The organism is Streptomyces sp. NPDC051963, from assembly GCF_044593495.1.
Classification (GTDB): Bacteria; Actinomycetota; Actinomycetes; order Streptomycetales; family Streptomycetaceae; genus Streptomyces.
The window spans coordinates 378,415-397,035 of record NZ_JBIUCC010000005.1; the positions used below are offsets into that span (position 1 = coordinate 378,415).

14 protein-coding genes and 1 pseudogene are annotated in these 18,621 nt (G+C 71.0%); 8 read left to right on the plus strand and 7 right to left on the minus strand.

Annotated features, from left to right (window positions below; all coding sequences use genetic code 11):
- Positions 1-73: 73 nt before the first annotated feature.
- The 4 genes from ACIHFB_RS22470 to ACIHFB_RS22485 form a co-directional block, all read right to left on the minus strand.
- Positions 74-1,801 (minus strand): sulfite reductase flavoprotein subunit alpha, encoded by a 1,728-nt coding sequence (locus ACIHFB_RS22470; protein WP_400127697.1) that lies wholly within the window; start codon positions 1,799-1,801, stop codon positions 74-76.
- Entirely contained in the window at positions 1,798-4,518 is a 2,721-nt protein-coding gene (locus ACIHFB_RS22475; RefSeq protein ID WP_400127698.1) for a glutamate synthase-related protein, read from the minus strand. The genes ACIHFB_RS22470 and ACIHFB_RS22475 overlap by 4 nt, the downstream gene beginning before the upstream one ends.
- A complete protein-coding gene (locus ACIHFB_RS22480) occupies positions 4,519-7,314 on the minus strand; it encodes a glutamate synthase central domain-containing protein (RefSeq protein ID WP_400127699.1) in 2,796 nt (931 codons plus the stop codon).
- Positions 7,315-7,434: 120 nt separating this feature from the next.
- On the minus strand, positions 7,435-7,599 hold the full coding sequence (locus ACIHFB_RS22485) for a hypothetical protein (RefSeq protein ID WP_400127883.1): 165 nt from the start codon (positions 7,597-7,599) through the stop codon (positions 7,435-7,437).
- Here ACIHFB_RS22485 and ACIHFB_RS22490 point away from each other — a divergent pair.
- Positions 7,594-7,977, plus strand: a pseudogene (locus ACIHFB_RS22490) (LuxR C-terminal-related transcriptional regulator); the annotation flags it as partial. The gene ACIHFB_RS22485 and the pseudogene ACIHFB_RS22490 sit on opposite strands and share 6 nt — an antisense overlap.
- Positions 7,978-8,025: 48 nt before the next feature.
- Here the strand turns inward: ACIHFB_RS22490 and ACIHFB_RS22495 are convergent.
- Together ACIHFB_RS22495 and ACIHFB_RS22500 are read right to left on the minus strand one after the other, a co-directional pair.
- Positions 8,026-9,780, minus strand: coding sequence for a transglycosylase domain-containing protein (locus tag ACIHFB_RS22495; protein ID WP_400127700.1), 1,755 nt, complete (start codon positions 9,778-9,780; stop codon positions 8,026-8,028).
- Positions 9,781-9,842: 62 nt separating this feature from the next.
- The gene (locus ACIHFB_RS22500; RefSeq protein WP_400127701.1) at positions 9,843-10,907 is read right to left on the minus strand and encodes a sigma factor-like helix-turn-helix DNA-binding protein; all 1,065 of its coding nucleotides are present in this window, start codon (positions 10,905-10,907) and stop codon (positions 9,843-9,845) included.
- 181 nt (positions 10,908-11,088) lie between these two features.
- Between ACIHFB_RS22500 and ACIHFB_RS22505 the strand changes: the two genes are divergently transcribed.
- From ACIHFB_RS22505 to ACIHFB_RS22520, 4 genes are all read left to right on the plus strand, one after another.
- Entirely contained in the window at positions 11,089-11,613 is a 525-nt protein-coding gene (locus ACIHFB_RS22505) for a SigE family RNA polymerase sigma factor (RefSeq protein ID WP_365272262.1), read from the plus strand.
- Positions 11,603-12,286: a hypothetical protein gene (locus ACIHFB_RS22510; RefSeq protein WP_365272265.1), complete on the plus strand. Its 684-nt coding sequence runs from the start codon at positions 11,603-11,605 to the stop codon at positions 12,284-12,286. Before ACIHFB_RS22505 ends, ACIHFB_RS22510 begins: the two co-directional genes overlap by 11 nt.
- Positions 12,287-12,357: 71 nt before the next feature.
- A complete protein-coding gene (locus tag ACIHFB_RS22515; RefSeq protein ID WP_400127702.1) occupies positions 12,358-13,434 on the plus strand; it encodes a dihydrodipicolinate reductase in 1,077 nt (358 codons plus the stop codon).
- Between the two features lie 2 nt (positions 13,435-13,436).
- Complete coding sequence (locus ACIHFB_RS22520) at positions 13,437-13,925, plus strand: carboxymuconolactone decarboxylase family protein (RefSeq protein WP_400127704.1); 489 nt, start codon at positions 13,437-13,439, stop codon at positions 13,923-13,925.
- An 81-nt stretch (positions 13,926-14,006) separates the two neighbouring features.
- On the opposite strand, the gene ACIHFB_RS22525 is transcribed toward ACIHFB_RS22520, so the two are convergent.
- A complete protein-coding gene (locus ACIHFB_RS22525; protein WP_400127705.1) occupies positions 14,007-15,647 on the minus strand; it encodes a GMC oxidoreductase in 1,641 nt (546 codons plus the stop codon).
- A 315-nt stretch (positions 15,648-15,962) separates the two neighbouring features.
- Here ACIHFB_RS22525 and ACIHFB_RS22530 point away from each other — a divergent pair, with 315 nt between their 5' ends.
- The 3 genes from ACIHFB_RS22530 (at position 15,963) to ACIHFB_RS22540 (ending at position 18,614) form a co-directional block, all read left to right on the plus strand.
- Positions 15,963-16,667: a DUF4232 domain-containing protein gene (locus ACIHFB_RS22530; protein ID WP_400127706.1), complete on the plus strand. Its 705-nt coding sequence runs from the start codon at positions 15,963-15,965 to the stop codon at positions 16,665-16,667.
- Positions 16,668-16,818: 151 nt separating this feature from the next.
- Positions 16,819-17,958 carry a histidine kinase gene (locus ACIHFB_RS22535; RefSeq protein WP_365272277.1) on the plus strand — a complete coding sequence of 380 codons (1,140 nt, stop codon included), beginning with the start codon at positions 16,819-16,821 and terminating at the stop codon, positions 17,956-17,958.
- Positions 17,955-18,614: a response regulator transcription factor gene (locus tag ACIHFB_RS22540; RefSeq protein WP_365272280.1), complete on the plus strand. Its 660-nt coding sequence runs from the start codon at positions 17,955-17,957 to the stop codon at positions 18,612-18,614. The genes ACIHFB_RS22535 and ACIHFB_RS22540 overlap by 4 nt, the downstream gene beginning before the upstream one ends.
- Positions 18,615-18,621: the final 7 nt, after the last annotated feature.

Genomic DNA, 18,621 nt, shown 5'->3' on the forward strand with positions numbered 1-18,621 from the left:
CGCACACGGCTGTTCCGCCTGCCGCAGCAGCCCTCGAACGCACAGGAGCCATGGGGATCGTGGTCCGTCATGCTCAGTACACGTCCCGTACGTAGCGCTTCGCCCGTCGCAGATCCGCGAGGTACTCCGCCGCGTCGTCGTCACCGCGTCCGCGCTGCTCGGCGATGACACCCAGCAGTGCCGCCTCGACGTCCTTCGCCATGCGGGAGGCGTCACCGCACACGTACAGGTGCGCGCCGTCCTCCAGCCACCCGTACAGCTCGCGCGACCGCTCCCGCATCCGCGTCTGCACATAGACCTTCTCGGCCTGGTCGCGCGAGAACGCGAGGTCGAGTTCGGTGAGTACGCCGCGTTTGCGCAGCTCGGTCAGCTCGTCCTCGTACACGAAGTCCGTCTCGCGGTGCCGGTCGCCGAAGAACAGCCAGTTGCGCCCGGAGGCGCCCCGCGCGGCGCGCTCGTGCAGGAAGCCGCGGAAGGGTGCGATGCCCGTGCCGGGGCCGATCATGACCATCGGGGCGTCGTCGTCGGACGGGACGCCGAAGGAGGCGTTCGGCTGCACATAGACGCCGACGGTCGTGTCCTCGCCGGTCCGGTCCGCCAGATACGTCGACGCGACGCCCCCGTGCCTGCCGTACCGCACGGACGCGACGGTGAGGTGGACGCGGTCCGGGTGGGCGAGCGGGCTCGACGAGATCGAGTACTGCCGTGCCTGCAACGGGCGGAGCAGCGGCAGCAGTTCGGCCAGGCCCGGTGCGGCCGACCAGGCGTCCCGGAGCAGGTCGAGCACGTCCCGGCCCCAGAGCCAGGAGTCGAGGTCGGAGCGGTCGCCGTGCGCGACGACCGAGGCGAGTTCGCTCGACGGCGCCCGCTCGACGAGGTCGGCGATCAGCTCCTTCGACGGGGTGCGGATCTCACGTTCCGTGCGCAGCAGTTCGGCGGCCTCCTCGTCACCGCTCGTCCCGAGGTGTGTGAGGAGCGCGGCGACGAGCGTCTCGTCGTTCAGCGGTACGACGGCCAGCGCGTCGCCGGCCTCGTAGGTGATGCCGCTGTCGCCGAGGTCGAACTCGTAGTGGCGGATCTCCTTCGCGCTGTCCGGGGAGGAGAGAAGCCGGTTCACCGCGAGCCGGGACCGGTACGGGTTGCGCTTGTTCCAGGGGGAGCGGGGGGCCGGGGCTGATACGGCTGACCCGCCTGCTGCGGGTACCGGGGAAGCCCCGGTCTCCGCGACGAGACGCTCCAGCACCGCCGCCGTCCAAGCCGTCGCGGGCTCCTCGAAGTCCACGTCGCAGTCGACGCGTTCGTGCAAGCGGCCCGCCCCGAGCTGCTCCAGCCGGGTGTCGATGAGCTTCGCGGCCTGGCAGAAGTCGTCGTACCCCCGGTCGCCGAGCCCGAGGACCGCGTACCGCAGGCTCTCCAGCCGGGGTGTCGTGTCGGACTGGAGCGCCTCCCAGAACAGCCCGGCGTTGTCGGGCATCTCGCCCTCGCCGTAGGTCGAGGTGACGACGAGGACGTGGGACATCGCGGCGAGCCCCTCGGGCGTGACGTCGTCGAGGGCGGTGGCGGTGGAGCCGAGACCGTGTGAGCGGGCCCCGGCGACGAGTTCGCCGGCGAGGAACTCGGCGGTCCCGGTCTGTGTGCCGAACAGGACGTCGACCGTCGTCACGGGCGCGTCGGCCGTCGCGGTGTCCCGGCGTCCGGCCGCCGCGATGCCGGCGATGAACCCGGCGAGCCAGGCCTCCTGTTGCGCGGAGAACGGCGCGTCGGCCGGGATCAGGGACCCGGTCGGGGGCATGAGGGTCATGCGGTCACCGTCTCGGTCGGGGCGTGCGGGACGCGGCGGCCCGCGATGTCAGCGATGTCGGCGAGCGCCGCGTTCGCGAGCAGCTCGTCGAACCGGGCGGCGCGCACGCGGCCGGCGTTCTTCGTGGTCTGGTGGGCGATCCAGCCGTAGGTGCCGGGGGCGTCCACGCTGAGGTTGTTGCGCTGCCGGAGCGCGCTCTTGTAGTCGTCTAGGCGCTTGATCGCGATGAGCGTGGCGAGTTCGCCGTCGTCGAACCGTTCCAGCGTGCCGCGCAGATACTTCACGACCCGCTGCTTGACGAAGAAGTCCTCGGTGAGGACGAGGTTGCGGACGGCTTCGGCGACGCGCGGGTCGTCCGGGCCGGTCGCGCCCGGCACCCGCTTCAGCGCCAGGTCCTGCGCGGCGCCGAGCACCGTGTAGGACGACAGCAGCGAGAACATGTCGTCGCTGCCCTGGTCGCCGAAGGCCGGGGCCCGGCCGCCGAGCACGGTGCGGCGGTCGCGGTAGTCGACCTTGAAGGAGTGGAGCTTGTCCGTCGCGATCGAGGTCGCCAGCTCGTCGAGGAGTTCGGTGCGGGTGGCCGCGGCGAGGATCTCGGTGGCGTCCTGGTACAGCAGCAGGGCTCGGGGCATCCCGCAGTACACGTGCCGCCGTTCGCTCGCCCAGTCCTCCAGCAGCCGGGCCGCGAGCGGGGATCCGGTGGCCTCCAGGTGCCAGTGCAGCAGCAGCCGTACGGCCTCCTCGTGGAAGGCGCCGTGCCCGGTGTCCGTCACCGGGAACACGAGCAGCGAGTCGGCGCTCACCCGGCCGCCCAGCTCGCCCGAGGGGTCGTACTGGTACAGGAACCCGCCGCTCATGCCGTTGCCGAGACCCTTGCCGAAGCCGCCGAGGTTCAGCACGGTCCCGCCGGTCATGTACTCGCAGCCGAAGTCCCCGAGCCCCTCGACGACCGCGGTCGCACCGGAGTTGCGCACCGCGAACCGGTCACCGGCCTCGCCCTGCACGAACGTACGGCCGCCGGTCGCGCCGAACAGCGCGAAGTTCCCGACGAGCACGTTGCCGCCGGGTTCAGGGCTGCCGCCGCCCGGGGCGCGGACGACGATCCGGCCGCCGCTCTGGCTCTTGCCGACGCCGTCGTTGGCGGTGCCGGTGTGTTCGAGGGTGATGCCGTCGTTGCAGAAGACGCCGTACGACTGTCCGGCCGATCCGGTGGTGCGGATGCGGACGGCGTCGTCGACGAGGCGGCGGCGGCCGCGGTCGTCGGTGGTGAACGCCGGGCCCTCGACGGGGAGTTGGTGATTGAGCAGCCGTTCGACGTCGATGGAGAGCTGACCGCCCACCGACTTGTCGCTGTTGCCGAGGCGAATGCCCTCGATGGCGAGGCCCGGCTCGCGTCCGTCGACCAGCGCCGCCCGCACCCGCTCGATGAGCGCGTCGTCCGTGGTGAAGTCCTTCTCCAGGTACTCCGGATTCGCTACGACCTTCTCCGGCACGCGCGCGAGGAGGCGCCGGACGTCGAGCCGCCCCACGCTCGCCGGGTGGTCGAGGAGTTGCAGCAGATCCGTACGTCCGCGCGCCTCGCGCAGGGAGCGCAGACCGAGGCGGGCGAGGATCTGGCGGACGTCGTGCGCGATGTTGAGCAGGTACTGCGCCAGCGCGCGCGGATCGCCCTCGAAGGCCTCGGGGTTGGTGGTGAGTCCGGCGGGGCACTTGACGTTGCAGTTCTTCGCCATGACGCAGCCGAGCATCATCAGCGCGGTGGTACCGAACTCGAAGCTGTCGCCGCCGAGCAGCGCCGAGGTGACGACGTCGCCGCCGGTCTGGTGGGCGCCGGAGCAGCGCAGGACGACCTTCTGCCGCAGCCCGTTCGCGACGAGCGCCTGGTGCACCTCGGCGACGCCGATCTCCGCCGAACGGCCCGCGTACTTCAGGCTCGTGACGGCGGCGGCGCCCGTACCGCCGGTGTTCCCGGCGACGTTGATGACGTCCGCGCCGGCCTTGGCGACACCGACCGCGATGGTGCCGATGCCCTCCGAGGACACCAGCTTGACGATCACCCGGACCCGCGCGGCCTTGCAGTCGTGGATGAGCTGGGCCAGGTCCTCGATGGAGTACGTGTCGTGGTGCGGGGGCGGGGAGATCAGCTCGATGCCCGGCGTCCCACCGCGTGCCGCCGCGATGTCGACCGTCACTTTCGGCGCGGGCAGCTGACCGCCCTCGCCCGGCTTCGCGCCCTGCCCGATCTTGATCTCCAGCTCCTCCAGCATCGGGTCGGCGAGATAGCCCGCCCAGATGCCGAACCGGCCGGACGCGAACTGCTTGATCCGGGAGCCGCGGATGGTGCCGTACCGGGTGTGGTGCTCGCCGCCCTCACCACTGTTCGACATGGCGCCGACCATGTTCGTGCCGTGCGCGACGGCCTCGTGTGCGGTCGCCACCAGCGCGCCGTGACTCATCGCGCCGGAGGCGAGGGCGCGGGTGATCTCGTGGGCGGGCTGGACGTCGGCGAGTCGGACGCTGTCGGGGGCGTTGCTCAGGAGGGCGAGGAGGCGGGCGGCGGTGCCGGTGGCGGAGACCTCGATGCCGTCGGCGTTCACGGCGAGGGTCTGGACGTCCCCCAGGCGCGCGAGTCCTTCGGCGAGGGCGGTGTGTCGGTCGGTGTCGTCCCCGGTGAGGCGCAGCCGGAAGGTCGACTCGTCCACGACCGACGCGACCACTCACCGAACCGTGACGCTCGCGTTGCCGGTCGTCGAGAACCGGCCCAGCTCACGGGCGAAGTCCTCCGCCGTACGCAGCCCGGTGACATCCGCGGGCAGCGCGAGCACATCACGCAGGGCGGCCGGCCGCCGCGACCGCTCCTCATGTGTCGTCCGCAGAAAGGCGCGGTACCCGGGCGTGATCCGGAACGCGTCGATCTCGGCGTCGCTGAGGGCGTCGTATCCGGTGTTCCGGTACGCGGCGTCGGTGATGCCGAACGCGTCGTCGAGCTGCCCGAGGGTGAGCAGGCGCAGCGCGTCGGGGTCGTCGGGGCGCCCGAACTCGGGCCGTTCCTCGGTCATGTCGCCGAACCCGCGCACGGCCGTCACCCCGAACGAGTGCCCCGCCCCGTCGGACCGTTCCTTGAACAGCCCGAGCAGCGGAATCTGCTGCTCGGTCTCCACGGCACGGGCCCGCTCGTGCCATTCGGTCGCGGCCTGCGCGATACGCGCGAACCCGACGCCCCCGACCGGCGCCTCCATGTGCGGGAAGGCCCGCGCGAAGATGTCGTCGCGCGTGTCGAGGTAGTTGGGCTCGAAGAAGGCGCCGCCGATGTAACTCTCGGCGGTACACAGTCCGACCCGCCCCATGGTCTTGGCGAGGGCCTTCTCGGCCGCCTTCCGGAACCGCGCCAACGCCCGGTCGGTCCCGGTGACCTCACCCGCGGGCGCGGGTGCGCTCGGGTGCTTCTCCTCGGCGCGCAGGCGCGCACTGAGGCTGTAGACCGCCGAGGCGCCGAAGCCGAGCGCGGTGGCGACGTGATGCGACGACGGCAGCTGCCCGCTCTCCGCCACGATCGAGACGCGCAGCCGCAGCCCGGTCTCGATGAGCCGCTGGTTCACGGCCGCGACGGAGAGGACGACGGGCAGCGGAGCGCGCGTGGAGGAGATCGCCCGGTCGGTGAGGACCGCGATGCCGCCCCCTTCCGCGGCGAACCGCTCGACGTCGTCGCAGAGCCGCTCCAGTGCCGCCCGGAGCGCGTCGGCGTTGGCGGTCTCGTCCCCGCCCACCGGCTCGTAGAGCATGTCGAACCGCTCCAGCGGAACGATCCGCTGGTCCCGCAGCCGCACCATGTCGAGGTGCCCCAACACGGGTGAGGAGACGACGAGTTGCCGCCCGCCGACGCTCCCCGTGCCATCGGGCTTGGGCCCGAGCGCGACCCGCATGCTCATGCCGTCGGCCTCGCGGATGCTGTCCAGCGGCGGGTTCGTCACCTGGGCGAAGCGCTGCGAGAAGTACTTCGCCATGCCGCCCTCGGTGTCGCTGAGCGCGTTGATGGCGTTGCCGTAGCCCATCGCCGAGATCCGCTCGGACCCGTTGGCGAGCATCGGGTCGAGCATGAACCGGAAGCTCTCCTGGTTCAGTGCGTATGCCACGTACCGCCCGGCGAGGGTGAGGTCGCCGTCGTAGCCGAGGGTGGTCGTGCCGCGGTAGTAGTCGGGGGCGGGCAGGTCGTCGAGGTTCACCCGGGCCGCGTCGAGGAGTTCGCTGTACGGGCGGCGTGCGGCGAGGGCGTCGAGCACCTCGCGGGTGCGCATCCGGCTGCCGGTGCGGTGGTCGACGACGAGCATGCCGCCGGCCTCGATACGGCCCCGGTGCACGACCTCGTCGTCGGGGAACGCGACCTGCCCGGCCTCCGACGCCACCATGAGGTACTCGGCGGTCTCGACGGTACGCAACGGGCGCAGGCCGAGCCGGTCGAGGCGGGCGCCGATGACGTCCCCGTCGCTGAAGATGACGGCGGCGGGCCCGTCGTTCTTCTCCTCGTAGAGGGAGAAGTACTCCAGCATGTCCCGGACGGCGACGGGCAGGGTGCGGTCGTTCTCCCAGGCGGGCGGCATGAGCGACACGACGGCCTCGACGAGGTCCAGTCCGTCGTCGAACACCCGGCTCTGGAGGGTCTGGTCGAGGCGGCTGGAGTCGGACTGCCCCGGCGGGCGGACGATGCTCCGGGTGCGGGCCCGCGCGAGCGCCTCGTCGGAGAGCCGGTTCTTGCGGTCGGTGTTGAGCTCGCCGTTGTGCGCCATGAGACGGAAGGGCTGCGCCATGGTGGGGTGCGGCTCGGTGTTGGTGGAGAACCGGGTGTGGAAGTACAGCGACCGGACGGAGTGGCGTGGATCGCCGAGATCGCGGAAGTACCCGACGATCTCCCCGGAGTTCAGCCGCCCCTTGAGCACCTGCGTGCGCGCGCTCAGCGACAGCGGGTACAGCCCGGCGTACGCCTCGTCGGCGTAGGCCACGGCCTCGACGGCGAGCAGCGCGCGGTTGGCGGCGGCGTCGACAGCGGCCCGCTCCCAGCCCTCCGGCGCCCGGAACACCCACTGCACGATGGGCAGTTGGCACTCCTCGGCGGCGGGCCGCGCGACGGAGTGATCCACGGGTACGTCACGCACGAGCAGCGTCTCGAAACCCTGCTCGGCGATACAGCGCCCGACCAGCTCCACGGCCCCGCCCCGCCGCACGGCGTCGGTCGGTACGAAGCAGTTGGCGACGCCGAAGTGTCCGGCGCGCAGTTCCTCGCCGGTGATCGCGCCGAAGAACTCCACCGACAGGTCGACGCTCACCCCCGCGCCGTCGCCGACGCCCTCGGCGGAGGCGCCGCCCCGGTGCGGGATGGCGCACAGCGCCTCGTCGCCCTTGCGGATGACGTCGTGGCTCGGTGTCCCGTCGAGGCGGGCGAGGAAGCCGACGCCGCAGTCGCTGTGGTCGCGGGCGGGGTCGTACAGGCCAACGGCGGTAGAGGTGGGGCGGTTCAAGTGCGGGTCCTCTGAGCGGTTCCGGCAGCGGTCCGGCCAGGCTGCGTCGGTGAAGCGCTCGCCGCGGGCGACCGGTGTGACGGCCGGGGCCCTGAGTGGTGCGAGTAGATATAGTAAGGCTTACCTAACTTCTACTGCAAGTGTGCGACCTGCACTTATCTGCTCGCCGTGCAGGGCGAAGGCACGCACGATACCGGCCGTCGCCGAGACGCGGGACGCCGCGCGGATGACCAGGTAGCCGACCATTCCGCCAAGGGTGTTGGCGATGAGGTCGTTGACGTCCACCGGGCCTTGCGTGACGGCGCCTGCGGCTTCCTCCTCAAGGACTCCGGCCCCGCGCTGCTTGTCGAGGCGATCAGGGCGGCGGCCTCCGGAGACGCCCTGGTCAGCCCGTCCATCACGCTGCGCCTCCTGCGCGGGCTGTCCGGCGCCGCCTCGCCCGGATCCCGCGAACCCCGGCCCACCGAACTGTCGGCACGCGAGACGGACGTCGTACGGCTCGTGGCCAAGGGCTCCACCAACGCGGAGATCGCCGCCCGACTGTCCATCTCGGTGGGCACGGTGAAGACCCACCTCAGTAACGTGCAGACCAAGCTCGCCGCCCGAAACCGCGTCGAGATCGCCGCCTGGGCCTGGGAGAGCGGCCTCGTCGACCAGCGCTGACAAGGCGAAGACCGGTACGGCAGAGGTCCTCGCCGCCTGCCCGCGGGACTATCCCGCCCCCGTGGTGGCCAGCCGCCAGATCTCGGCCACGGTCTCCTCCGCGGTGTCGACCGGCGCCGGATCGTTCGGCAGCTGAGCGGGCACGGTCGTGTTCTTCTTCTCGCCGGGCCGGTCGGCGAAGAGTGCGACCGTCAGGGCGAGCCGGGAGTCCAGCGCGGTGGACCACACGGTCCGGCGGGTGGTCCCGCCGCCCGCGCCGGCCGTGAAGAAGGCCTGCGCGGCGGTCCGGGCCGTGGGGGCCGTCGGCGGCACCTCCTTCTTGTACATCCTCGCGTCGTCGTACGCCTCGTATGCCCCGGCCCTCTTGGACTGCTCCGCGCTCTTGTACATCTGGGCGTTCACCATGAACGCAGCCCCTTCGTCCAGCGCGCGTTGTGTCTCGGGGCGTGCGGAGTAGACCTGGCGCCCGTCCCGGGTGATCTTCGTGACCGTGTACGGGGCCGCGTACACACCGCTTGCCGCCACGGTCGCGTACGCCGAGGTCAGCTTCAGCGGGGTGGGCGCGGCGGTCTTCGGCAGGTCGGCCAGCGGGGCGCCGAACAGGACCTTGCCGAAGGGCTCCAGCGCCGTACCCGCCTCCACCGCGCCGCGCATCGCGTCGTTGAACGGCTGCCGGGCGTAGTCCGACCCCCCGTACAGCAGCCGCACCGCCCCGTCCCCGGGCTCGATCGCCACGACGGCGGTGTGCAGCCGGGTGCCCTTGCGGCCCTTGAGGTCCTTCACCAGTTCGGTGGTGGCGTCCTGGAGCGCCAGGTCGAAGGTGGTGTGCACGGTGTAGCCGCCGCGCGCCAACTGGTCCTCGGTGATGCCGAGCCGGTCGGCGGCCTCCTTCGCGGCCGCGTCGATCATGTACTGCCGTTGTCCCTCGGTCGTACCCGGCGGATAGAAACGGAACGCCGGAAAGGCGGCCTCGGCGCGCTGCTTCGCCGTGATGCTGCCGCTCGCCGCCATCGCGTCGAGCACCCACTCCCAGCGGTCCTTGAGCTTCGCGGTCACCTTGGGGTCGGAGCCCGCCTTCTCGTAGTACGAGGGGATGTTGACGATCGATGCCAGCGCGGCGCCCTGGGAGACGGTCAGGTTCCGGGTGTCCACGCCGAAGTAGTTGCGCGCGGCCGCCTGGATGCCGGCGGAACCCCGGCCGAAGTACACCGTGTTGAGATAGCCCGCCAGGATCTCGTCCTTGGAGCGGGTGCGGTCGAGCTTGATGGCGATCAGCGCCTCGCGTGCCTTGCGCGACAGCGACTGCTCCGGGCTCAGCAGCGCGTTCTTCACGTACTGCTGGGTGATGGTGGAGCCGCCCTGCCGCTCACCGCCGGTCAGCGAGGCCAGCACCGCGCGGGCGATGGCGCGCGGTGAGACCCCGTCGTCCGTGCGGAAGGAACGGTTCTCGGCCGCGATCAACGCGTCCTGCACATACCGCGGGACTTGCGAGAGGGACACCTCCTGGCGGTCGACGGGTCCGCGTCGGCCCAGGTAGGAGCCCTGGTCGTCGATGAAGACCGTGCTCTGCGTGACGGTCTCCGGGTGCGGCTCGGGGATGCCCGTCAGCTGGTACGCGACGACCGCGGCCGTGCACAGCACCGCGATCAGTCCCAGGAAGGCGCCGACCAGCCAGCGCAGCAGACGGCCCCGGTTACGGCGGAGACGCAGCGGGATGCGCAGGTGGAGGCGGTGCGCGCCCGCCGCGCGTTGCGAACCCCGGGCCGGGGCGGGCGGTTCCCGACCGGCAGATGATTCGTGCACGGGAGGCCTTTCAGTGGTGGCGGGCGCCACCGGTGGGGGGTGATTCCTGGGCATCGGGCGCTTCACCCGTCGGCGCCGGACCGTGCGACGACCTTGCCGGCCGCGTCGTACACCGTGACCGTCGGACCGCCGCCCTCGCCGTAGCTCGCCTTCAGTTCCGCCACCGACATCGGTGCCCGCGCGTACCAGACGCCCCAGCCCGGGCTGCCCGCCAGCGTGAGGACACTGCCGGTGATCCTGCTGTCGTCGACGGTGACCTCGACCAGGGCCGGGTCGGCGGAGAGGCCGTGGTAGACGCCCGACAGGAAGTACGCGCTGTCCACCGGCTCCGGCTGAGCGGTCACACCGGGTTTCCCGCCCCCGGCGCCGTCCTCGGTCAGGCCGCGGAACCGGTTGGGCAGTTGCGGTGTCGACCAGTGCCTGCCGTCGGCGGTCAGCCAGACCTGCACCCCCGGCACGGCGTCCACCCGCTCGCCGGGCGCGACGATCCGGACGGGGCTCGACGCCATGCCGACGACCGTGGCGCCCGACTCGTCCGCGCCGCCGTCGCCCATGATCCGGTCGGTCGCGAACACGGCCGCGGGGGCGAGCAGCAGGGTGCAGACGGCCGCGACCGCGGCGGCACGGCGGCGGCGCAGGGTCCGGCCCCGCTGCTGCATCGCACCGAGCGGTGCGGCGGACGGGACGACGCCGTCGGCTGCCTCGGCGAAGAGCCCGCGCAGTCGCTCCGCGTCGCCCCCGCAGCGAGCCAGTCCGCGCCGGGCCCGGCTTCTGACCGCGCAGGCCGAGCAGCCGAGCAGCTGCGCGGTCTCCGTCTCGCTCAGGCCCTCCCAGTGCAGCATCACGAGCACCGCCCGCTGTCGTGCGGACAGGGCCCTCAACTCCTCGTGGGGCGGGGTCCTGCGGCGGCGTGCCCGGCGCAGATGCTCCTTGACGAGGGACCGCCGTACATAGAAGTCCACGTCGTCCCGCGGTATCCGGCGCCACCGCGCACACACCCCCACCAGCGCCTTCCGCAGCAGTTCCGGCGCCTCGCGGGGGTCGCCGGCGAGCAGGTGCGCGGTGGTGACCAGCCGGGGCCAGCCCGTCTGCGCGTATGCGGCGAAGTCATCGTGGGGGTGCGGCACTTCGGTGGTCCTCCGGTACGGCTGCGGGTGGGGGCGGACATACGAGAGCTGACCGATGGATCCCGGAACTCGAGTTCATCGTCTTTCCTGTGGGGTGTGTTTCGATGTACGCGACCTATGGGACCTGTACGCACCGCTGGGGTGCCCGGGTTGCACGGGAATCCAAAACTCCGGTGAGGGCATGACCGAGGACGAGTTCGACGCTTTCTACGCGGCCACGTTTCCCCGTCTGACCGGCCAGCTCTCCGCGTTCACCGGGGACCGCGAGGAGGCGCAGGAAGTGGTCCAGGAAGCGTTCGTACGGGCCTGGGACCGGCGCGGGAGCTTTCTCGCGGACGAGGCGCCCGAGGCGTGGATACGCACGGTGGCCATGCGCCTGGCGGTCAGCCGCTGGCGCCGGGCCAAGCGCTGGCTGGAACTGGTGCGCCGTACTCCGCCACCCGAGTTCACACCGGGACCCGGCCCCGATCGCACGGCGCTCGTCGCCGCGCTGCGCCAACTGCCCAAGGCGCAGCGGATGGCGATCGTCCTGCACCATCTGTGTGACTTGACCGTCGAGCAGGTAGCCTCCGAGACCGGTGCGCCCGTGGGGACGGTCAAGGCCCGGTTGTCCCGGGGTCGGGCGGCGCTGGCGAAGCATCTGGCGGTCGACGAAGAGGCCGAGGCGCACGGTCCGGTCCGAAAGGAGAGCGGCCGTGTCGGATGAACCCTCCACGCAACGCTCCGCCGAACTCTCCACCGCACTGCGCGAGTTCGCCACCGAGCACGAGACTCCTGCGGTCCTCACCGGCGCCGAGGTCCGCGGCCGTGCCGTGCGCCGGGCACGCCGCCGCAGGGCAGGCACCCTGGCCGCGGGTGCGGCGGCCCTCGCGCTGGTGGCCCTCGCACTGAACCTGGACTCCTCGGAGGAGGGGACCCAGAGCCGGCTTCCGGCCGCCACGCCCGCCGTCCCGTCGCCCCCTTCACCCCCTGTCACCTCCGGTGCGGAGTCACCCGCCCGGCCCGTCGCCGGCACGATCGACATCTCGCGGCGCACCCTGACCGTCGGGTCCCGGGTCATGCCGATCACCTCGGGCCTCGCCGACAGCCGCAGGTTCGCGGGGCCGTTGAGCGTGTTCAAGCGGTACGACATGAAGGCGCTGGCCGTCGCCGACCCGACCGCCGGAGCCCGCGAGAGCGCGGAGATCTCGCTCGCCGTCGAACTGCGCGACGCCAACGACGAGCCGGTCTTCGTCGGCCTCCCCCTCGCCTACGGCAAGGTCGACACCACGTACGGCACCAAGGGCGGCTGGATCGGCCTGGACCAGGCCGACGCGAAGTGGCTCTACACCAGCATGAAGATCGGCAGCCTCCTCTCGGTCACCGACTCGGGGTCCTGAACCCGGCGCCGGGACCGGATTCCTCGTGCACGGCTATGGGAAGTTTTGGGGTGCATCGTTACCCTCCGGCCATGATTCCCACGGTGGTTTGGGGCACAGGCAACGTCGGGCGTGCGGCCATCCGGGCCGTCACGGCGCACCCGCTGCTCAGCCTGGTGGCCGTGCTGGTGTCCAGTCCCGCCAAGGTCGGCAAGGACGCGGGCGAACTCGGCGGACTCGACCGGCGCCTCGGGGTGACGGCGACGGACGACGTGGACGGGGTTCTCTCCCGGGCCCCCCGCGCGGTCGTGTACGCGGCGTCCGGTGACGTGCGCCCGGACGGCGCCATCGAGGACATCGGCCGGGCGGTCCGGGCCGGCGCGGTGGTCGTCACACCGTCCGTGTACGGCATGTACGACTGCACGAACGCGCCGCCCGAGATCCGCGACGTACTGCTCGAATCCGTCCGGGCCGGGGGCGGTTCGCTGTTCGTGTCGGGTGTGGACCCGGGTTGGGCCAACGACGTGCTCCCGCTGCTGGTCAGCGGGCTGGGCTCCGACATCGACGCCGTCCGCTGCCAGGAGGTCTTCGACTACTCGACCTACGACCAGGAGGAAGCCGTTCGCCACCTGATCGGTATGGGGCATCCGCTGGACTACCAGCCGCTGATGATCGCCGAGGGCATTCCGACGATGATCTGGGGTGGACAGCTGCGGATGATGGCACGGGCCCTGGGCGCCGAACTGGACCGCATCGAGGAGACCTTGGAACGTCGTCCGCTCGAAACGTCCGTCGTCACCGCCACGATGGGGGAGTTCGCGGCCGGTACCCAGGGAGCGGTGCGCTTCGAGGTGCAGGGCATCGTGGCGGGTGAGCCCCGCATCGTCATCGAGCACATCACCCGCATTCACGCCGGCTGCGCCCCGGACTGGCCGGTACCGCCCGACGGCGGGGCGGGCGCGCATCGCGTGATCATCGAAGGGCGCCCCCGCATAGAGGTCACGGTCGAGGCCACGGACGAGGGAGAGAACAGGGCCGCCGGCGGCAACGCCACGGCGGTCGGCCGGCTGGTGAACGCGATCGACTGGCTCGTCGAGGCCGAACCGGGTCTCTACGACGCACTCGACGTCCCGCTGCGCCCCGCGGTGGGCAGACTGGGAAAGAAGTGATCATGCAGGTCGACATTCCCCAGGGCGCCGAGCCCATCCCGTACGTCTGGGCCGACCTGGTACCCAGGATCGGCCAGGCCGCCAGCAACTTCTCCCTGGCCGTCTATGAGTACTCGACCCTCGGACTGCGCGAGTTCGAGGCCGCCCGGCTGCGCATCGCCCAGATCAACGGGTGTCTGTTCTGCCTCGACTGGCGCACCGAACGCGACGGGGAGAAGGTCGAGGCGGGCTTCCTCGACGCGGTCACCCAGTGGCGTACGACGGACACCTTCGACGAACGGACCCGGCTCGCCGCCGAGTACGCGGAGCGCTACGCGGTCGACCACCACAACCTCGACGACGAGTTCTGGGACCGGATGAAGGCGCACTACAGCCAGGCGGAGATCGTGGAGTTGAGCATGAGCATCGGCTCCTGGCTGGCGTTCGGCCGGCTCAACCATGTGCTGGGTCTCGACAGCGTCTGCGTGCTGCCCTCGGCCCAGGGTTCGTGAGGCGTTCAGGGTTGCGGGCCGGGGCACTTCGGCCACGGCCCACAGGTGTCCGTACGGCGCCCGCACGGGAGGCGGGAACGGTCAGAGGTCCTCGGCGATGATCTTCTCGATGTTGCGCTCGGCGAGCGCGGTGATGGTCACGAAGGGATTGACGGTGGTGTTGCCGGGAATCAGCGCACCGTCCATCACATACAGCCCCGAATGGCCGCGCAGGCGGCCGTAGTTGTCAGTGGCCTTGTCGAGGACCGCACCACCGAGCGGGTGGTACGTGAGATGGTCGCCCCAGATCTTGTAGGCGCCGAAGAGGTCCGTGCGGTAGATGGTGCCCTCGGTGGCGTTGATCTTGTCGAAGATCGTTTTCGCCATGGTGATCGACGGCTGCTTCCACGCGGTCTGCCAGTCCAGTTCCACCTTCCCCGCCGCCGCGTTCCAGGTGAACCGGCCGCGGTGGGGGTTGTTGGTGATCGACAGATAGAACGACGCCCACGTCTCGATGCCGGTCGGCAGCGGCGCCACCTCGGCGAACGCGCCGCCCGCGGTCCAGTTGTCGATGCCCGCCGTCGGGATGGACGACTGGAGCGCACCGGTCGGGTCCCACAGGTGGTTGGCCCGGCCGCACATGACGTTGCCGTTCTCGCCCCACCCCGTACCGATCTCGTTGTTGAGGCCGGGCAGCGCACCCGTCGCCTTCAGCCGGACCAGCAGCTTGCTGGTGCCGACGCTGCCCGCGGCGAAGAACACCCGCCCGGCCAGTACGGTCTTGGTGGCGGTGACGGCCCCGCTCGTGTCGAGCTGCTCCATGGTCACGGAGTAGCCGCCGGTGGCGGGCGTCACCGAAGTGACCCTGTGCAGCGGTGAGATGGTGACCCGGCCGGTCGCGCGGGCCTGCGCGAGGTAGGTCTTCGGCAAGGACTTCTTGCCGTGGTTGTTGCCGTAGAGGATCTCGCCGGCCAGGGCCGATCTGGTCGCCGCTCCCGTTGCCTCCCGTTTCATGTAGTCCCAGTCGTAGACGTTGGGCACGAACAGGAAGGGGAAGCCGGACCGTCCCGCGTGTTTGCGGCCGACGCGCGCGTACTGATAGCACTCCGTCGTCTCGAACCAGGCCGGGTCGATCGTGCTGACGCCGAGGGTGCTGTTGGCCCGCGGGTAGTACACGTCGTACATCTCGTCGGCGTCGACCGACGGAAGCACTCCGGAGAAACGGGAGCGCTGCGGTGTCACCGCCATACCGCCGTTGACCAGGGAGCCGCCCCCGACGCCCCGCCCCTGGTACACCACGATGCCGCCCATCTCCTCGGCGTCCAGGATGCCCGTGTACCGCGGTACGTCCTTGTCGAGCGGGAAGCCGAGGAAGTTGCTCAGCGGCTGTTTGGTCCGGGTGCGGAGCCAGAACGACCGGTGGTCGGGCGTGGTGGTGTTGGCGAAGACCTTGCCGTCCGTTCCCGGGGTGTCCCAGGCCATGCCCATCTCCACCATGTGCACGTCCACGCCGGCCTGCGCGAGCCGCAGTGCGGTGACGGAACCCCCGTATCCGCTGCCTATCACGAGTGCGGCGACCTGTGCGCCGGGTTCGATCAGGGCGGCCTCACGGGGGAGCGCGGAGGCGCCCGGGATGTCGAATGCGCCCAGAGCCGAGGCGCCAAGAATAGAACTAGTTCCTCCAATGAATCGACGTCGGGACAGACTTCTCCCTTGCAGCATACGGTCGGGTTTGGCGTCCATGTAGATCTCCTTCCTGTTTTCCAATCGGAACGAGTTCTACTAAGGAGCGTGAAATAAGTCATGAGAAACCTACGGGTAACATGAGCGTTACTTCCGGGTTTTCGGCATCAGGAATCCACGATTGACCCACCGCCCCCTTCGGCAACAATTCAAACCGGTGAATCAGATCCCGCTGTGTCACAGGCGCGTGACGGCAGCGTCTTGGACGTGAGACGGCATGAACCCGCGGTCATGAGCGGTCGTCTTGGTGATCGTCAACGCGCGGTACCGATCAACCGGTGCCCCGCAACCGTCACCTTGGAAGGGGAATCCCCCATGAACCGTCGTCTGCGCACCGCCCTCTCCGTCACCGCCGTGTTCGGCGCGGGCCTGCTGATGACCGCGTGCGGGGGCGGTGACAAGTCGTCGGCGTCGGACTCCTCGGGGGCGACCGCCCAGGCGAGCACGACGGCGCCCAGCGGGGGCGAAGGTGGCGACAAGAACATCGCAAGCACCGGTTCCGGCACGTCGACGTCCTCCGGTACGCCGAAGTCCTCAGGCGGCGGGGCCGCGGGAAGCGACTCGTCGGACAAGTCCGGTACGGACACCGGCGACACGGCCGGGGACAAGAGCGGCTACGGACAGACCTGCGGCACCAACGACATCTCCTGGAGCGTGAGTTCCGAGACCCAGGCGGGCGGCTACTACCTGATCAAGGCCAAGGCCAAGTCCGGCATCACCTGCGTCCTGCCCGCCGCGCTGCCGGTCGTGGCCTTCGGATCGGACGGCACGGCCGCCGAGCCCTCGGAGCAGTCCGCGGGCCAGGACATCACGCTGCACGACTCAGTCACCGCCTACGCCGGTGTGAACCCCAAGACCACCAAGGAGAACGGCGGCAAGGAGCTGGACAGCCTCATCGTCTCCGTCTCCGACGCCGACCCGAACCCGGTGTCCCTGAACGTCGGTTCGTTCCTCGTCGACAAGCCGATCGTCACCAGCTGGCACACCTCCGCCGCCGATGCCGTTCCCTTCGCGAACTGAGGTGCACCGAGCCCGGCGTGCCGGCGGTCTCCTCTATCATGTTCGGCGCACAGGGCGAGCGCGCACGCCGGGAACCGTCCGGTCACCCGAGCCGACCGCCCCTTCCGGTCGGTCGCGGCGCCCCGGCCGCTGCCGTAGGGGAGGAGTCGCGATGAGGCCGGCCTGGCAGCGGTTGGACGTCACGGTCCGGGATCTGCCGCTGGGGCTGCTGATCTTCGTCGGGGCGCTCATCCCGTCGTTCGAGAATCACGGGACGGACCTGGGCGGCGTGCCGGCCCGCCCTTTCGACGCGCTGGCCGTTCTGGCCGTCGCGCTCCAGTGCCTCCCGCTCGCCGTGCGCCGGCGGTGGCCCGCCGTCTGTCTCACGCTGGTGTCGCTCGGCTTCGCCGCCGACCAGCTCCGCGGCTACCACTCGTTCGCCGGCACCGCGGTGGCCGTCGCGCTGATGAGCGCAGGGGCTCATCTGGAGCGGCACCGGCGCGCCACCGTGCTGGTCCTCTCCGTGGCGTACGTGCCGCTGGCGGTCGCGCTCCACCGGCTCGGTTCGGGCGCCGAGTCGCCGGCCGAGTTCGTGCTGTACTACCTGGCGCTGGCCCTCCCATGGGGCATGGGCGCCTGGCTGCGCTACACCCGCGCTCTGGAGGCCGAGCGCCGCCGCCGGGTCGCCGAGGACACCCGCGCCGCCGAACGCACCCGGATCGCCCGCGAGTTGCACGACGTGGTGACCCACCACGTGACCGCGATGGTCGTACAGGCCGAGGCGGCGCGTTATCTGACGGCCGCGCCCGACCGCCTCGATCAGGCGCTGACCGCGGTGACCGACACCGGACGGGAGGCCATCACCGACCTGCGGCACCTGCTGGATCTGCTCAACCCCGACCACGGTGTCGAGGCCGGGACGCCGACGGCCGGCGGGCTGCGCACGCTCGTTGAGCAGACCCGCCGGGCCGGGCAGCCGGTGGAGTTCACGGAGGAGGGCACCCCGGAGATGTCGACCGGCAGTGCCGGCCTGGTGGCCTACCGGGTCGTGCAGGAAGCCCTGACGAACGCCCTCAAGTACGCTCACGGCAGCCGGACCTCGGTGCAAGTGCAGCACGGCGCAAGGGAGATCACCGTGGAGGTCAGCACGGACGGCTCCGGCTCCCGGACCGCGTCCCCGGGCGGGAGCGGACGGGGCCTGGCCGGTCTGCACGAACGGGTCGACGTGCTGGGCGGCGACTTCAGCGCGGGTGCGCTGACGGACGGCGGCTTCGTCGTCCGGGCCCGGATACCTGCCGGGAGCCCGGCGTGAGCGAGCCGCTGAGGGTCCTCGTCTGCGACGATCAGGTGCTGATCCGCACCGGACTGGTGACGATCATCGACGCCCAGCCCGACCTGGAGGTGGCGGGCGAGTGCGGGGACGGACGGGCCGCTGTCGAACTCGCCGCCCGAGTCCACCCGGACGTCGTGGTGATGGACGTACGCATGCCCGTGCTGGACGGCATCGAGGCCACCCGCCGACTGGCCGGCGCCGGGGTGCCGCATCCGGCCAAGGTGCTCGTGGTGACCACGTTCAACCTGGACGAGTACGTCTACGAGGCGCTGCGCGCGGGAGCGAGCGGGTTTCTGCTCAAGGACGCACCGCCGGCCCAACTGCTCCACGGCATCCGCACCGTGGGCGCGGGCGCGGCCCTGCTGGACCCCGAAGTGACCCGGCAGCTCGTGGGCAAGTACGCCGCCCGCATCCGGCCCGCCGAGAGCACCCCGCGCGACGTTCCGCTGACCCCGCGCGAGCGGGAGGTCCTGCACCTGATCGCGGAGGGCCTGTCCAACAGCGAGATCGCCGCGGCCCTGGTGATCAGCCATGAGACCGTCAAGACCTTCGTCTCCCGCATCCTCGCCAAACTCGATCTCCGCGACCGCGTCCAGGCCGTCGTCTACGCCTACCGCCACGGCCTGGTGACCTGACCCGCCA

Bases quoted from the DNA above. Each gene is read 5' to 3' on its own strand.
- ACIHFB_RS22515 (WP_400127702.1), top strand. From the start codon at position 12,358: ATGATTCCCACGGTGGTTTGGGGCACAGGCAACGTCGGGCGTGCGGCC.
- ACIHFB_RS22530 (WP_400127706.1), top strand. From the start codon at position 15,963: ATGAACCGTCGTCTGCGCACCGCCCTCTCCGTCACCGCCGTGTTCGGC.
- ACIHFB_RS22535 (WP_365272277.1), top strand. From the start codon at position 16,819: ATGAGGCCGGCCTGGCAGCGGTTGGACGTCACGGTCCGGGATCTGCCG.
- ACIHFB_RS22525 (WP_400127705.1), bottom strand. From the start codon at position 15,647: ATGGACGCCAAACCCGACCGTATGCTGCAAGGGAGAAGTCTGTCCCGA.
- ACIHFB_RS22505 (WP_365272262.1), top strand. From the start codon at position 11,089: ATGACCGAGGACGAGTTCGACGCTTTCTACGCGGCCACGTTTCCCCGT.
- ACIHFB_RS22470 (WP_400127697.1), bottom strand. From the start codon at position 1,801: ATGACCCTCATGCCCCCGACCGGGTCCCTGATCCCGGCCGACGCGCCG.
- ACIHFB_RS22520 (WP_400127704.1), top strand. From the start codon at position 13,437: ATGCAGGTCGACATTCCCCAGGGCGCCGAGCCCATCCCGTACGTCTGG.